13 protein-coding genes are annotated in these 15458 nt (G+C 43.4%); 7 read left to right on the plus strand and 6 right to left on the minus strand.

From position 1 onward, the window contains the following. Positions 1 to 274: 274 nt before the first annotated feature. The 3 genes from AB6735_RS20850 to ileS are packed head-to-tail and all read right to left on the minus strand — an operon-like array spanning position 275 to position 4657. Positions 275 to 880 carry a lipoprotein signal peptidase gene (locus AB6735_RS20850; protein ID WP_370997992.1) on the minus strand — a complete coding sequence of 202 codons (606 nt, stop codon included), beginning with the start codon at positions 878 to 880 and terminating at the stop codon, positions 275 to 277. Beyond that, complete coding sequence (locus AB6735_RS20855) at positions 881 to 1264, minus strand: TraR/DksA C4-type zinc finger protein (protein ID WP_166092596.1); 384 nt, start codon at positions 1262 to 1264, stop codon at positions 881 to 883. After that, entirely contained in the window at positions 1265 to 4657 is a 3393-nt protein-coding gene (gene ileS / locus AB6735_RS20860; RefSeq protein ID WP_370997993.1) for an isoleucine--tRNA ligase, read from the minus strand. It abuts the gene before it with no gap. A gap of 72 nt (positions 4658 to 4729) precedes the next feature. Here ileS and AB6735_RS20865 point away from each other — a divergent pair, with 72 nt between their 5' ends. Together AB6735_RS20865 and AB6735_RS20870 are read left to right on the plus strand one after the other, a co-directional pair. Then, positions 4730 to 4933 (plus strand): hypothetical protein, encoded by a 204-nt coding sequence (locus AB6735_RS20865; RefSeq protein WP_370997994.1) that lies wholly within the window; start codon positions 4730 to 4732, stop codon positions 4931 to 4933. A 60-nt stretch (positions 4934 to 4993) separates the two neighbouring features. Further along, complete coding sequence (locus AB6735_RS20870; RefSeq protein ID WP_370997995.1) at positions 4994 to 5194, plus strand: hypothetical protein; 201 nt, start codon at positions 4994 to 4996, stop codon at positions 5192 to 5194. On the opposite strand, the gene AB6735_RS20875 is transcribed toward AB6735_RS20870, so the two are convergent. Continuing rightward, complete coding sequence (locus AB6735_RS20875) at positions 5191 to 5967, minus strand: SDR family oxidoreductase (protein ID WP_370997997.1); 777 nt, start codon at positions 5965 to 5967, stop codon at positions 5191 to 5193. The two genes, AB6735_RS20870 and AB6735_RS20875, sit on opposite strands and share 4 nt — an antisense overlap. Before the next feature lie 286 nt (positions 5968 to 6253). Continuing rightward, positions 6254 to 8590 carry an RND family transporter gene (locus AB6735_RS20880; RefSeq protein ID WP_370997998.1) on the minus strand — a complete coding sequence of 779 codons (2337 nt, stop codon included), beginning with the start codon at positions 8588 to 8590 and terminating at the stop codon, positions 6254 to 6256. A 596-nt stretch (positions 8591 to 9186) separates the two neighbouring features. On the opposite strand from AB6735_RS20880, the gene AB6735_RS20885 reads away from it, so the two are divergent. From AB6735_RS20885 to AB6735_RS20895, 3 genes are read left to right on the plus strand one after another with little or no spacing between them, the layout of a single operon-like run. Further along, complete coding sequence (locus tag AB6735_RS20885) at positions 9187 to 9804, plus strand: hypothetical protein (RefSeq protein WP_370997999.1); 618 nt, start codon at positions 9187 to 9189, stop codon at positions 9802 to 9804. Positions 9805 to 9815: 11 nt separating this feature from the next. Beyond that, complete coding sequence (locus tag AB6735_RS20890; protein ID WP_370998000.1) at positions 9816 to 10460, plus strand: hypothetical protein; 645 nt, start codon at positions 9816 to 9818, stop codon at positions 10458 to 10460. Positions 10461 to 10465: 5 nt separating this feature from the next. Then, on the plus strand, positions 10466 to 11047 hold the full coding sequence (locus AB6735_RS20895; RefSeq protein ID WP_370998001.1) for a hypothetical protein: 582 nt from the start codon (positions 10466 to 10468) through the stop codon (positions 11045 to 11047). Between the two features lie 420 nt (positions 11048 to 11467). On the opposite strand, the gene AB6735_RS20900 is transcribed toward AB6735_RS20895, so the two are convergent. Then, positions 11468 to 12253 carry a lytic transglycosylase domain-containing protein gene (locus AB6735_RS20900; protein WP_370998002.1) on the minus strand — a complete coding sequence of 262 codons (786 nt, stop codon included), beginning with the start codon at positions 12251 to 12253 and terminating at the stop codon, positions 11468 to 11470. Between the two features lie 231 nt (positions 12254 to 12484). On the opposite strand from AB6735_RS20900, the gene AB6735_RS20905 reads away from it, so the two are divergent. Further along, complete coding sequence (locus AB6735_RS20905; RefSeq protein ID WP_370998003.1) at positions 12485 to 13918, plus strand: pseudouridine synthase; 1434 nt, start codon at positions 12485 to 12487, stop codon at positions 13916 to 13918. A 365-nt stretch (positions 13919 to 14283) separates the two neighbouring features. Then, positions 14284 to 15420, plus strand: coding sequence for a lactonase family protein (locus AB6735_RS20910; protein WP_370998004.1), 1137 nt, complete (start codon positions 14284 to 14286; stop codon positions 15418 to 15420). Positions 15421 to 15458: the final 38 nt, after the last annotated feature.

The raw sequence follows: 15458 nt of genomic DNA on the forward strand, positions 1-15458 counted from the left end.
TGTAGAAAATAATTGTAAAAATTTGGTGTGCCCCGTAGCGGGCTACCCCTCCTGTCATTTGATGGGCTATTACTCTCTTGAGGGAGGGAATCGCACGGCTCCGCCTTTTTTTTACCTCCTTGTTGTCATCTCGAAGGTACGAGGAGAGATCTTCTACGCGAAGTAATTGAGCGCAAAAGATTTCTCCCTCCGGTCGAAATGAAATTATTAGAGATATAAATAACAAAAAAGCCGCGTTAAGCGGCCTTTCATATTCTTAGTAAAATTTAAATCTCTATTCTTCTACCATTTCACTGTTAGGGCTGTTCACTTCGGGTACTTCATGTTTGAAATAGTGTTTCTGAAATATCAGGATCATAATAACACCTACACAAATAGAGGCATCGGCCAGGTTAAATATTGGTCTGAAAAACTCAAACGGTTCATTACCCCAAACAGGTACCCAAGCCGGGAATGTACCCTGGAACAATGGGAAGTAAAACATATCAACCACGCGCCCATGAAATAAGGGGGCATAATTGTACATGATACCATAAAAGGTCGAGTCGACGATATTTCCTACGGCACCGGCCAAAATAAGCGCCACATTCATGATGAGGCCGCGGTGATATTTATGCTTTATTAAGTAAATAAGCGTATAAACAATACCGCATACCGCAAAAATGCGAAACAGCGTCAGTGCCAGTTTACCTGCATCTCCTCCCCATTCTATACCAAATGCCATACCGTTGTTTTCGGTATAGCGCAGCATACCATGGCTCCCAAAAAAATGGATCTCTTCACCCATGATCATATGTGACCTTACCCAGGTTTTAATGATCTGGTCAAAAAGAACAATAAATATAGCCGTTAGAAAAGGTTTGGTATAAGCAGCCTTCATTTATTGCTTTAATTTAGCTTCCATGGTCAGGGTAGTGTGCGGCACGGCGCGCAAACGCTCCTTTGGTATCAGTTTACCGGTTTCGCGGCAAATACCATAAGTTTTATTTTCAATACGCACCAGGGCGGCTTCTAACTGGTCAATAAATTTTTTCTGACGAGCGGCTAACTGGTTAATCTGTTCTTTTTCCAGTGTGGCCGAGCCATCTTCCAGTGTTTTATAAGTACCGGCAGTATCATCAGTTCCGTTCGCGTTTGGCGAGCTTAACGAAGTTGCCAGCGAGTTTAACTCTTCTTTGGCAATACGCAGTTTATCAAGAATAAGAGTTTTAAACTCTTGCAGGTCTGATTCAGAATATCTGGTTTTTTCGTTTTCTACTTTCATTTATACTTTACTAATAACAATAAAAATTTCATTTCCGTCAATCTCTACTTTGTCACCTTCATGTAACTGAGCGTCAAGCACTATGCTGTCTGCTAAAATTTCGGCGCAAATATAGGATAAATTATTTTTTACCGCTTCGCTGATATAAGGATGTTCGCTAATGCGAACGTCAATTTTATCAGTAACCTCAAAACCTTTCGTTTTACGCAGGTTCTGGATACGGTTTATCAACTCTCTCGCAATCCCCTCCTCTTTTAATTCATTGGTTATGGTAACATCTAAAGCCACAGTTAGTTTTCCTAAATTTGCAACTTGCCATCCGGGAACATCTTCTGCAATAATTTCTACATCTGCAACCTGTATTAAGTACTTGTTTTCAAGTACATTAACACCGCCATCGCTTTCCAGCCTGGTTATGTCATCCTGTGTAAAATTATTTATAGCCTCGGCCACAGCCTTCATATCCTTCCCTACTTTTTGGCCCAGCGCCTTAAAGTTTGGTTTTATTTTCTTTTTAATGAAGCCTGCAGTGTCGGTAATGTACTCAATATCCTTGATGTTGGTTTCAGACAATATCAATTCCTTTACCTGCTCCACATGTTGCTTAAAGCCCTTGTCCAATATAGGTAATAATATTTTGCTGAGGGGCCTGCGAACAGGGATCTCGATCTTTTTACGTAATGATAACACCAACGACGATACATCCTGTGCCAGCTGCATACGCTCTTCCAGGTCGGCATCAACCAGTTCATCATGGTAGCTTGGGAAATACGCCAGGTGTACCGATTCAAATTCCTCTTTACCGGTAACCTTGTTCAGATCTTTATATAAACTATCGGCAAAGAACGGCGCTATCGGCGCCATTAATTTACTGATGGTAATTAAGCAGGTATATAATGTTTGGTAAGCCGACAACTTATCGTCGGAATTATCTGATTTCCAGAAACGGCGGCGGCTTAAACGGATATACCAGTTGCTGAAATGCGCATCGACAAATTCCTGTATAGCACGGGCAGCTTTGGTTGGCTCATAATCGGCATAAAAACCATCAACCTCGCGGCTCAGGGTATTGAGTAGTGATATCACCCAACGATCAATTTCCGGGCGTTGCGCCAATGCTATCTCGGGCTCACTGTATTTAAACTGATCGATATTGGCGTACAGTACAAAGAACGAGTAAGAATTGTACAGCGTACCAAAAAACTTACGACGCACCTCATCAATACCTTCTTCGTTAAATTTCAGGTTATCCCACGGCGCGGCATTGCTGATCATGTACCAGCGGGCCGCATCAGCGCCATATTGTTCAATGGTCAGGAATGGATCAACGGCATTGCCCAAACGCTTTGACATTTTGTTGCCGTTTTTATCCAGCACCAAACCGTTTGAAACCACGTTTTTGAACGCGATACCTTTGTTACCCACCTTAGCATTTACCGCCTTTACCTCGTCGCTGCATTCGCTCAGCATTACGGCTATGGCGTGCAGGGTAAAGAACCAGCCGCGCGTTTGGTCAACCCCTTCGGCAATAAAATCGGCCGGGTAGGCGGCAGCAAACTCTTCCTTGTTTTCAAAAGGAAAGTGCCATTGCGCATATGGCATAGCGCCCGAATCGAACCAAACGTCAATCAGATCGGGCTCGCGGAACATTTTATTGCCGGCAGCCGAAGTCAGGATCACATCATCCACATACGGGCGGTGCATATCTTCCAGCTTAAAGCCTGCGGGCATAAAGCCTGCGGCTATCGACTTTTCGATCTCGGCGTTCAGCTCTGCTATAGAACCTATACATTTTTCTTCTGAGCCATTTTCCTCGCGCCAGATAGGTAATGGTGTACCCCAGTAGCGTGAACGCGACAGGTTCCAGTCCACCAGGTTTTCGAGCCAGTTACCAAACCGACCTGTTCCGGTTGATTCCGGTTTCCAGTTGATGGTTTTGTTCAGCTCCACCATTTTATCCTTTACCGCGGTGGTACGGATAAACCAGCTATCGAGCGGGTAATATAATATCGGCTCGTCTGAGCGCCATGAGTGCGGGTAGCTGTGCTCATATTTCTTTACGTCAAACGCTTTATTATCTTCTTTCAGTTTAATAGAGATCAGTACATCCGTTGCCTTAAAACCTGGCTCGGCACGCTCTGCATCACTATAGTATTCTTCTTTTACATAGCGACCTGCAAAATCGGTCACTTCATCAACAAAACGACCTTGTTTGTTAACCAGTGGAACTTCTTTGCCTGTTTCATCCAATACCATCACCGATGGTACATTTTGTTCTTTACAGGCCCTGAAGTCATCCGCGCCAAAAACAGAAGCGGTGTGTACTATACCTGTACCGTCTTCGGTAGTTACAAAGTCGGCAGGGATCACGCGGAAGGCGTTTTTCTCCAGGTTCTCATTGCTCACATAAGGCATCAGCTGGTGATAACGCAAACCGATCAGCTCAACGCCTTTAAACTCAGCTCTTACTTCCCAGGGGATAACCTTATCACCACCCTTATAATCCTGGAATGATGTGTTTTCGCCTTCAGCTTTAAAGTATTTGCCAACCAATGCTTTGGCCAGTACTACACTAACCGGCTCATAAGTGTAAGGATTAAAAGTGCGGATCTTTACATAGTCGATATTTTCGCCAATGGCCAGCGCGCAGTTTGATGGCAGTGTCCATGGAGTGGTGGTCCATGCCAGTATCGCGGTATCCTCATTTACATCCTCAAATAAAATAGGGATCAGGGGGTGCTGCTGGTCGTTCTTTAAATGGAACTGGGCCACAATCGAAGTGTCCTTTACCATTTTATAAGTCCCCGGCTGGTTGAGCTCATGCGAGCTTAAGCCGGTACCTGATTTTGGCGAATAAGGTTGTACCGTATAACCTTTGTATAAAAGATCATTTTTATAAAACTCCTTCAGGATCCACCAAAGGCTTTCAATATATTCGTTTTCGTAGGTAACATACGGGTCGTCAAGGTCAACCCAATAACCCATTTTTTCGGTCAGGTCGTTCCAAACGTCGGTATAGCGCATTACTTCCTTGCGGCAGGCATCGTTATAATCCTTAACGCTTATCTTTTTACCAATATCATCCTTGGTTATCCCTAAAGCTTTTTCAACGGCAAGCTCAATAGGCAGGCCATGGGTATCCCAGCCGCCTTTGCGCTTTACCTGGAAACCTTTTAGCGTTTTATAACGGCAAAAAATATCTTTGATAGAACGCGCCATCACATGGTGAATACCGGGCATACCATTAGCGCTCGGCGGCCCTTCGTAAAACGTGTAGGGGTTACTTGCCGGACGACTGCTGATACTTTTGCCAAATATGTTGTTCTGCTTCCAAAACTCCAGTATCTCTTTGCCTGTTTGCGATAAGTTTAACTGCTTATATTCCTTATACATGTATATAGTTCACCTCAATTTTAGAGGTTGCAAAAATACGGAAATTATAAATGATTTTTTTAATTTGGACGAATGAAAAATAAAGTAAGGCGTACGGTATTGATGTTGTTGGTTGCCGTGATCCTGTTTTCGGCGTCAATGGCTATCCCTGCCTTATACCATTCCAAGTGGAAAGACCTGGTTCAGGGCGCCGCGCTGGGCTTAACCATAGCCGGTATCATTAGTATTATCACATTGATTATTGATTATCTGCGCGAAACAAAAAAAGGCGCCTGACCTGCTATTTTTTAAGCGACAATAAAATTATATCTTTATACATACTTATAAAAGCACCAAATGAGATCTAAAATATATATCATTATTTCGGGAATTGTATTTATCACCGCTTTAATCATCAGTCTGCAAAGCGCAGATCACTCAACCACCGACAAATGGGCCAGCCTTGTGATGGGCCTTACCGCTGTTACGTTTATAGGAGGGCTGATATCGATTTTTAAAAAAGGCAAGTCCGCCAAAAACGAACAAGCGCTGAATTAAAAGATACTCCTGCTCGCCCCACCATCAACCTGTATAGTTGTGCCGGTGATGTAAGCCGCCTGCTCCGATGCCAGGAAGGTAACCAGTGCGGCCAGTTCTTCGGGTTTACCGAGACGCCCAAGCGGGATGCTTTTAGCCCTGTCTTTAATCGCCTGCTCGGGGTCTATGTCTTTTGGCAGCGTATGTTTTATCCTGTCGGTCAGGATCAGTCCCGGGGCCACATTATTTACGGTGATATTGTACGGACCAAATTCATCTGCCATCAATTTGGCCATCCCCACCACGCCCATCCGCATAGTGGTTGACAGCACCGAGCCGCCCAGCACCGCCTTTACCGAAACACTCACAATGTTAATGATACGCCCGCTGCCTGTTTTTCGCATATGCGGCAATACCAGCCTGCTCAGGCGGGCAACGCTCAGCAAATTAAGGTCAAAGGCTTTTTGCCATTGTTCATCGTCAAAGTTCTCGAATTTATCAAAGGGAGGACCACCGGCATTGTTCAGCAATATATCAATCCGCCCGAAAGCGTTTGCGGCTTTGCTAACGAACGCTTCTATCTCGTCGGCCCTGGACACATCAACAGGTATAGCGATCACCTCATTGCCGGTGATATGTTTTATTTCGGCAGCGGTTTTATTCAGCTCCGCCCCATCGCGCGATCCAATGATCACTTTTGCTCCTTCGGCAGATAAAGCTGTGGCTACTGCTTTACCTAATCCTTTGCTGGCTGCTAATACTACAGCTACTTTGTTGTTGAGTTTCAGATCCATAATACCCCTCCCTGCCCTCCCCGAAGGAGAGGGTTCTTTTAGTTAATTAGCATGTTTATAAAAATCAAACGCAATATCGACTCACCCCGACATCGCTGCGCTCGTCACCCCTCTCTACGCGCAGCGTAGAGAGGGGTTTCTTTACCCTCTTTGCGGCAAAGCCGTAGAGAGGGTGGTCCAGCGAAGCGTAGACCGGGTGAGTCGGCTATGCGACTTGTTTTAACCTTGTAAGTTTAAACTCCGCCTTTTCACGGGCTATTACTCTTTGGAGAGGGCCAGGGTGAGGCTACTCCTCAATATCCGGTCCTTTTATTTTCTTTCGGTCAACACCGCCATCCAGGCTCAGTAAAAAAGCAGGAAGCAGCGTAAGATTGCTGATCATAGCCACCAGCAATGTTATGGATAACAAAATCCCCAATGCTACGGTTCCGCCAAATTTGGATACCGCGAATATGCCGAAACCAAAAAACAATACCGTCGCGATAAATATCATGCTCACACCGGTTTCGCGGATAGTATCCGACACTATACGTGATATCCCTTTACGGGTATAGCGTAACTCATGACGGTAACGGGTAATAAAATAAATAGTTTGATCGGACGAGATTCCCATCGCTATACTGAATATCAGTATGGTTGATGGTTTAAGCGGGATACCAAAAAAGCCCATGATACCTGCTGTAATGATGAGCGGCACCAGGTTGGGCACCAGCGAAATGGCTATCATTTTCACCCCCCTAAACAATATCCACATCACCCCGGCTATCAATACAATAGCCCAGGCCAGGCTTTCGTACAGGTTTGTAAGCAGGTAATTGGTGCCTTTTATAAAAATGATGCTGGAGCCGGTAAGCTCCACATGAAACTTTTTGGGGTTAAATATCGAGTCGATACGGGGTTGTAGTTCGGCAAGTACCACGTTCATTTTTTTGGAGCCGGCATCAACCATCTCAAAGGTTACCCGGGTTATGCGGTGATCTTTATCCAGGTAGGTATTCAGCGCGCCCGACGAGCTTTTGCCCGAATTGGCGGCGTAGTTTAGGATGAAATTCTGCTCCAAACCGTCGGGCAAACGATAGTACTCCGGACTGCCGCCATAAAACGCCTGGGTTGAGAATTTTAATACCTGGATGAGAGAAATAGAACGGCTGAATTGCGGATACGAGGAGATCAGCTTTTCCAGTTTTTCTACCTTGCGGATCACCGTTTGGTTCACCACACCATTTTTTCGTTTGGTATCGATACTTACCTCCAAAGGCAGTACCCCGTTAAAGTTCGATTCAAAAAACTTCAGATCCTCCAGCGTATTGTTATGCTGCGGCAAGTCATCAACCACATAACCATTAATATTGATACGATAAATGCCCACGGCCGAAATAGCCACCAGCACCAGTGTGGTAATATAGATAATTTTCCTTTTTTGATGAACCAGGGTATCCAGCTTAATCAATAAGGCTTTCATCCATTTACTATCCTTAATACCGGTTTGTTTTGCTTTTGGAGCGGGCAGGTAGCTGAATACAATAGGTACCAATATCAAACTCAAAGCAAAGGTAGACAGGATGCCCAGCGAAGCTACCAAACCAAACTGGGTAAGCAGTTCGCTGTTGGTAAAGCACAATACACCAAAACCAATAGCAGTAGTAATGTTGGCTATAAAAGTGGTGATACCAGCCTTTTCGAGCGCGATGGCAAGGGCCTCCATTTTATTGCCCGATATGTCAAACTCGTGATAATATTTATTGAGGATAAAAATAGTGTTCGGGATGCCGATAACCACCACCAGCGGCGGAATGATGCCGGTTAAAATGGTCATTTCATAATGCATCATATACAAAATGCCCAAACTCCATACTACGCCCAGCACCACAATAAGCACCGGGAATATCACCGGGAAAAACGACCGGAAAAAGATAAGCAGAATAACAGCCGTGATCAATATAGAAAGCCCCAGGAACATGGAAAACTCATGTGCCACCAGGTCGCCCACAACGGTACGGATGAGCGGCAGGCCCGAGTAATGTACCTTGATGCCATGCTTCTGCTCAAAAGCGTGCCCCAGCTTAAGCATTTTGTTGATGATAGGCACACGTTTGGGCGTATTGATGATCTTATCGTCAAAAGTGATCGCCATTAAGGTTGATTTGCCATCGTTGCTTAGCACCAACCCTTTATAAAATGGAAGGTTTAAAAGCTGCTGCTTTACGCTATCAACCGCCTCCGCAGAAGGCAGTACGCCGGTAACCAGCGGTTTTACTATAAAACGATGCTGCAGGGTATCTTTTTCTAAATTGTACACATTAGCTGCCGAAACCACGGCTTTAACTCCTTTGATCTGTTTAAGCTGGGTGCCTATCAGGAACCAGTCATTAAACACATCTTTATCAAATATCTTCTCAGATTTGATCCCCAAAACCATCGATGAGGCATCCTGGCCAAAGGTTTGTTTAAACTGATTATAGCGGATATAGGCCGAATCGGTAACAGGCAGTACTTTACCTCCGTTAAAGGTTATTTTTACTTTCGACGCTTCAAAACCCATAAAAGCACTCAGTGCCAAAACGCAGATAAGTACGATGAGTCTGTTTTTAAGGATAAAAGAGGCGGTATGTTTCCAGAACATTTGAGTGACATTAAGGGCGCCGCTAAACTACGAAATTTGATTTACCCACCGGCTCAAGATATTGATATTGTGACAAAGTGTTAACTTGTTGCCTCATTTATAGCGGGCGGGAGGGGGCTTTGCTGTTGGGATTTAACCTATAAACATTTCACCTCGGGTTATATAGCCCCCCTCAAAAATCATTAAAGCCCGGGCGTCCGCCCTTTAGAGGTTTTCATGCTTCACATATCGGTGTTTTCACCTATTGCTTCGCTAAAATATTAACTACATATTAGGTATATTATTTAGTTAGGAAATAAAATTTCAGACCCTATGCCTAAACCTATGTTAAAAAAAGCGTCATTGCTATTACTTGTCGCCTTCTGTTTACTTGCAGTTATAATTAACAGCTGTAAAAAAGATCTGCACACAGATCAACAAAATACTATATCGGATCCGGTCATTGCACAGGCTAAAAGCTGGTACGAAAGCACCCCAGAAGTAGTACTAAGACCAGTATCCAGGCCACAGGTACAAATTCTGACCTAAGTCAGATTATTAAGCCCGACTGGCAGCACAATGCCAGTTATGCCCGGTTCAACAAAAAAGTAATTGAATTGCCTTTGGATCCCTCATCAAAATTTAACCCGGCTATAAAAAATATGACTACCGGCCGCAGCAGTAATAATACTTATAGCCGAAGCTCGTTTATTTTAATAAATAACGGCAGTGGTTATGACGCCTATGTTATGACCCTGATTGCCGATTCGGCCTATCTGAAAAATGATCTGAGCAAGCTTGATCGCAATAAATACAATAAACGTGATGCCAATTACAGTGGTCTGGTGCTATATTTTACCCCAAATGGTAAATATATTGGAGGTTGGCGCTATAAAGATGGGCATATTGTTGTGCCGGGAAATCCGGGCATTTCATCCGGAGTAAAAGTACAAAATGTAGGTACTTCAAAGTTAAAACCAATGTCTGAGGATTGCTATGATTATTGGTTAACCAGCGACCCCGGTGTAATGATCTATCTTTTTACCTTATGCTCGAGCGGTGATGGCGGGGCGAGTGGTCCTGGAACCGGATCGGGTGATATCGGCGGGAGCTCAGGCGGGGGGGCGGTAGCGGCCCTGGTGATGGAGGCTCATCTTCAGCAACTCCACCGCCACCTTGTAATGATGCTGTTCATCCAGGCCCTGTTCCTATCATTAATTCAAGCGGAAAACTAACCGTAAATGATGTGCCTCCAGATGGTGGTGATGGATTCCCGCCGCCACAAGGGCCTTGTTATGTTGAGACACCTACCGTTATCACCAATAATGTGAAAGATCCTTGTTTGAAAACAGCATTAAACGTAATGATCGACAAAAATTTAACTGGAAGAATTGCTTCAATTATTAATGATGTTTTTAATAGTAGTGATAAGGTTAATATAACGTTTCAAGAGTTCAATGACCCTAACGCAAAACCAGCTAAATCAGAAATTCCCACAACAAATAATGGAGTTTTTAATGAAACTATCAGTCTGAATTTAGCTCAAATAAAAGATGCAAGTATGGAATTTAAAACCATCATTTCAGTACACGAGATTCTACATGCCTATATGAATTATAATAATCAATATTTTATGCAACAGTTTCAACAACACAAGGAAATTGCGAAAAAGTATGTAGATGATATAAGGGGATTTGTACAGCAAATATATCCATCTATGGATACTGATGCCGCTAATGCAATTATATTAAATGGAATTGCAGATGTTTATCCTAAAGGAATTAAGGATGATAGGTATATAGATCTATTGAAAAGTTATGGCGTAACAGATGCATTAGGAAACTATGAATTAGAACGAGCAGGAGTTACTGGATCGTCGTGCCCTAAATAACATATATGAAATATTTAAAAATTAACTTGGTTATTTTAACAATACTAATAAGCCATGCAAGTTTGCCCGCACAAACAAATAAGTTATCCATTAATCAGATAGGCTCGCATATTGGTAATGGTATATATCATAATTATCATCCGGATTCTATTGAAGTATCAAAACTGTGTAGGCGTGCTTGTGTTTTTATAAAGTTTAAAGTAGACCAAAAAGGGCACATCGTCGATTTGGATTTTAGCAAAGATTCAATTTCATTTATTAAGGAAGCTTTAACTAAGGCTGTTTACTCCTTGCAAAAAGATTCGGAGCTGATGGAAGCAGTAAAAAAAGCTAACAAAACGATCATCCTGCCTGTTCTTTATTATTACCAGGCGGGATGTAATTTCCCGACTTCTCAACCTACCGAAGCATCAAAAGAAGAGACAAATGGTGATAAGCGTAAAGAATCTTATCTTTCAATATATGCGGATTCGGAATTTTTTGGGGCAACTATTTGGGATATGCTAAACTTTAATAAAGGGAAACTAGAAGTGATAGATTGTCTTTTACTTGGCCCCAGTAGGGTTGGTGCTGGCTCACTGGAGTAAACAAGAATTTTTATTGTCGATATGCTCCGTTAGGAGCTACCTGTTTGTAGAAATACAAGACAAAACATTTTTTTGCTCCGTAGGTGCAACCCTAAATGAGTAGGTAAATTGTATAAGGGTAGCCTCTACAAGGCATAAAAGAGGGGGATGCGGTGCTATAAACAGGTAGCTCCTAACGGAGCAAGCTTGTTTCAGATACTTTATAAAATGTAATGTTGCAATTTATTCTTCCGAACACTTGTAGTGTTATCACCGCACCATAGGCTTGTAGTTACCCACACGTGGGACGCTTGCGCTAACGAATCACTAATTCAGTCATTCACTAACCCACTAATTAAAAACAAAAAAGTCCTGCTTTCCATCTGGGAAAGCAGGACTCGGGGTGCTCCGTAATGTATTCTTTAATTAATTAAAGATCAATTAATTAAAATTCAGCAATTGTGATGTAGGCGGGGTCATGGCGAAATAATCGTCGTACCCGTACTTTTTAGGTTGCTGGATAATTGCTTTCATGGCAATAAGCTTGTAAACGTATGAACCGGTTTCGCGGTTCAGGCTCATGCGGAAGTAATTATCTTCATTTTGTTTGTTAATAGCTCTTTCCAGCTTAATTGAGCCGTTATTGTACGCGGCTGCGGCCAGTGTCCAGTTATTAAACTCACCGTATAGTTCTTTGATATACTTGCAGGCTGCAATGGTTGATTTGCGCAGGTTAAGGCGCTCGTCGACCCCATGGCCCACTTTAAGCCCGTAAGTACGTGCGGTACCCGGCATAAACTGCCACAGGCCGCGTGCTCCCTTGGGCGAAGTGCCTTCGCAAAGGCCCGACTCCACCAACGGGATGTACTTAAAATCATCGGGGATACCATAAAGCCTCAAAAGCGGTTCAATAACAGGGAACCATTTTTCGGCTTTGCGATGCAGAATGGTTGACTGAACGGTTTTGAAATTATGCTGTTTAAGCGATATTTTCAGTTTCCGTGTCACCCGCGCATCGTTTACAGGTAAAGCTTCGTTTGCAAAATTGTATGCATTTGCATTGCTTTTTATAAAAATAAATTTCGAGTTCCGATGGCTAATATCTCCAGTGCTCACAACCTTTTCATTGATGGTTGTGCTGAAAATATTGAGCTTTGAAATGAGAACCAGCACCAGCATTACGGAGCACGTAATTAAGTGTTTTTTGATCATTTCTTTCTTTATCATTAACTATACATTTGGTTAAAATGTGCAGCAAAGGTAGTTTATACAGGTCACATAATCAAATACTTAGCAAAATACTAAAAATTTTAGCTGTGGTTTTCGGTCCAAAAACAGGCTTTAAAACTGTTTAAACCGGGTTTTTGAACCGATTAAAATTTTTGCTTTTTTTGATTAAAAATTGCCAAAAAAGCGTATCTTTGACCCTCACGCTGCGAAAGCGCAAAACAAAAAAATATGGTATTTAAGAGACCAAACGGTAGTCGCGACGACAAGCCAAAAAGAACAGCAGGCCGGAGCTCAGGAAGCGACGAAAAACCCAAAAGACCTGCAACCGCGAAAGGCAAAGCCACGCCAAACGGAGAGAAAAAGAAATTCACCAAACCCGAACCCAAAACTTTTCAGAGCAACAGGTTTAGCGACGACAAACCCAAAAGCAATTTCAGGGACGGCGCTTCATCGTCGGGCGAAAGAAAATCCGGCGGAAGATCAAAACCTTATTCAGGCCGCCCATCGGGTGATAGCTCATCATCATTTTCACCGCGCAGTAAGCCATACTCTGGCAGGCCAACCGGTGGTGATGAAGAAAGACCGAAAAGAAGTTTTGGATCAAATACCGCTGGCGACAGGAAGCCATACTCTGGCCGTCCGTCATCCGGAGAAGATGAAAGACCAAAAAGAAGCTTTGGCGGCGGTGCAGCCGGCGACAAAAAGCCATACTCATCTCCGCGTACCCGCTCATCAGCAGGTGCCGAAGGCAAACCCAAAAGAAGTTTTAGCGAAGGCGGCGACCGTAAGTTTGGCAACAGACCAACCGAAGGTGGCTTTAAAAAACGCGATGACGCTTCATTTAAAGATAAACCGTACCGCGATAAACCATCACGTGATCAGGATGCTCCTGCTAAAACCATGCGTGGCCGTAAAAACCCCGCTGCGCCAAAAGCCAAAGACGATAGCCTTATCCGCCTCAACCGTTATATTTCAAACGCAGGTATCTGCTCACGCCGTAAGGCCGATGAGTTGATCATTGCCGGTGTAGTTTCGGTGAATGGTGTAGTGGTTGATGAACTGGGCGCTAAGGTTGACCCTACAAAAGACGATATCAAATACAACGGCGAAACCCTTCGCCGCGAAAAAATGGTTTATGTGTTATTAAATAAGCCAAAAGACTATATTACTACTACCGAAGATCCGCAGGAACGCCGTACCGTAATGCACCTGGTTGAAAAAGCCACCAAGGAGCGTATTTACCCTATCGGTCGTTTAGACAGGAATACGACAGGCTTATTGTTAATGACCAATGACGGTGAACTGGCCGACAAGCTGTCGCACCCGCGCAGCAACATCAGCAAGTTATACCAGGTGGAGCTAAGCAAGGCTTTAACCCAGGGCGATTTGAACAAAATTGGTTTTGGCGTTGAACTGGAAGACGGCGTAATAAAACCCGACGCGGTATCATACGTAGCCGGCGGCACAAAAAGAGAAGTGGGCATACAAATACACAGTGGTAAAAACCGGGTGGTGCGCCGTATTTTTGAAAGCCTGGGTTACGAGGTTGTAAAACTCGACAGGGTGGTTTATGCCAACCTCACCAAGAAAGACCTGCCCCGCGGCAAATGGCGTTTCCTTGACGAAAAAGAAATTATCCAACTGAAGCACCTGATCAAATAAGATTAGTAGATGTGCGGATATGCAGATTTCAGATGTGTAGATGATCCGCCGACTCAGGAAAAATATATTTTGAAAAAACAAAAACAGGGCTATTTTTAGCCCTGTTTTTGTTTAAATATACTTAATGTCAATAGGTGCTTTTTAAAGCTTTCAAAACTCATCAAAAATTTGTTAAAAAGTGTTAAAATCGATGATTTCGATTCAATTTCAACGGGTTTTTAACGTGTTTTTTATCGCTTTTTGATCAGAAAAGTGTTAAAATAACAGGTTTAAAAAGTTTTTGTTTCGGGTTGATGCCCTTTGGATGAAGGACGATTTTTTTAGCAATTTTATTAACTTGCGGTCGTAACCCAATTTCATCTCTCATGAAAAAAATCGCATTGTTCATTGTCCTATTGCTGCCTTTGTTTGTGCAGGCGCAAAGCAAGCAAAACAAAAAGAAAGGCCCCTCAACTTATGACCTCGTTATTGGTACCTATACCACAGGCACCAGCAAAGGCATAGCTGTTTACCGCTTTTATGCCGAAAACGGCAGGCTGGCCTATCTGAGTCAGATCGACGGCGTTGTAAACCCTTCCTATGTAACCGTAAGTGCCGATAATAAGTTTATCTACGCTGTAAATGAGTTACCCAAGGGCGAAGTAAGCTCCTTTTCATTTGAGGCCAAAACGGGCAAAATGCAGTTTATCAACAAACAATCATCTCTCGGTGCCGACCCTTGTTATATAGCGGTGGATAAGGCGCGTAAAAACGCTTTTATTGCCAACTATTCAAGCGGGCAGGTTACGGTAATGCCTATCAATAAAGATGGCTCTTTAGCCAATGGAGTAGAGACAGTGAAAAATGATGGCACAGGTCCTAATAAAGAACGCCAGGAAGGGCCGCACGCGCACATGAGTATCCTATCTCCAGATGAGAAATATGTGCTGTATAATGATCTGGGGACGGATAAAATACATATCTATCGTTTCCGCTCAGGTAAAAGTTCACCCTTAACCGATCCAACATCGGTAAGCGTAACTCCGGGCGATGGTCCGCGCCACCTGGATTTTTCGCCGGATAAAAAACACGCCTACCTGATCACCGAAATGGGATCGAACGTTTACGTGTTTGATTATGACAACGGGAAGCTTAAACAAAAACAAACTATAACCCTGCTTCCGGAGGGTTTCAAGGGGCAAACCGCGGGAGCTGCCATCCACATATCGCCAAATGGTAAATTCCTCTACGCATCCAATCGTTTAGAAACCAACGAGATCATTGTATATGCCATTAACCAGGAAACCGGCGAACTTACTTTTGTGCAGCGCCAATCATCCATGGGTAAAAACCCCCGTGACTTTGCTATCGATCCAACAGGTAAATTCCTGCTGGTAGCTAATCAAAACAGCGACAGCATTTTTGTATTCCGGATAGATCAAACTACCGGCCGTATATCACCAACCGGCTTTAAACTGGAAATCGGTAATCCTGTGTGTTTGAAATTTGTACCTGCTGAATAAGCGCAAAGCTTAAGGCAGAAAGCCAAAAGCTATAAAAA

The sequence above is a fragment of the Mucilaginibacter sp. RCC_168 genome (assembly GCF_041355315.1).
Lineage (GTDB): Bacteria > Bacteroidota > Bacteroidia > Sphingobacteriales > Sphingobacteriaceae > Mucilaginibacter.